Source organism: Flavobacterium bomense, assembly GCF_003970355.1.
The window spans coordinates 1-1,123 of the sequence record NZ_RYDJ01000224.1 but is presented as its reverse complement, the minus strand read 5'-3'; the positions used below and the strand labels follow the sequence as shown (position 1 = coordinate 1,123).

At 33.4% G+C, this 1,123-nt stretch carries 1 protein-coding gene; it reads right to left on the bottom strand.

Going from position 1 to position 1,123, the window contains the following annotated elements:
- Positions 1-1,107, bottom strand: a 1,107-nt coding sequence (locus EKL98_RS16915) for an ATP-binding protein (RefSeq protein WP_262706938.1), incomplete at its 3' end; no start/stop codon positions are given.
- Positions 1,108-1,123 lie beyond the last annotated feature (16 nt).

Below are 1,123 nucleotides of genomic sequence, written 5' to 3'. Positions count from 1 at the left end.
TTCTTTTTGAAGTACTGGTTTTTTTACCAAACCTATAATTTTATTATATAATATACGTTCATCAACAGGTTTCGCAATATAATCATTCATTCCCACGGCTTTGCATTTGGCTAAATCTACTGTGGTTACATCTGCGGTCAATGCAATGATAGGAATTGTAGAATTCATTGTATTCCGAATATATTCTGTAGCTTCAAATCCATTCATTACAGGCATTTGCAAGTCCATTAATATAATATCATAGGTTTTTTCTTTAATTTTTTCGAGGGCTATAGCCCCATTTTCAGCGATGTCACGCTCAAAACCAAAATCATCCAAAAGGGTTTTCATTAATAATTGATTCAGCGGCATATCCTCAACAACCAATACTTTTATATTCCTGATCCCCATTTCTATTTCCTCCTTTTCGGTTTCGAATTGAGTAACGAAATCTGTTTTCGGAAAGTTTAATGTAAAACTAAAAGTAGAGCCTTCGTTAATTTTACTTTTTACACAAACGGTTCCGCCTTGCGGTTCTACTAATTGTTTCACGATAGCAAGTCCTAATCCTGTGCCTCCATACAATCTAGAAGTTCCACTGGTGGCTTGTTGGAAATTATCAAAAATAGTTTCCATTTTAATTTCATCAATTCCAATACCGGTATCTGAAATGGCAAATTCTACAGTAGTACTTTCTTCATCTTCATCGAATAATCGGACACTTACTGTGATTTTTCCTTTGGAAGTAAATTTTATTGCATTGCTCACTAAATTTAAAATAATTTGATGCAAACGAACGGGATCTCCAAGTAATACCTCTGGAATATTGTTGTCATATTCTGTAACTAATTCTAAATTTTTTTCTTGAATTTTTGTTTCAAATACATGTAACATTGCCGAAATTGAAGAAGCTAATTTAAATGGAACACACTCAAATGTCATTTTTCCGGCATCTACTTTTGCCAAATCTAGAATATCGTTGATGAGCACGATTAAGGCATCACCACTCAATTTTATGGCTGATAAATATTCCTTTTGTTTCTCCGTCAAATCTGTTTTCAATACTACTTTTGTAAATCCAATGATAGCGTTCATCGGAGTTCGTATTTCATGACTCATTTTGGACACAAAAGGTTGTTTTGCT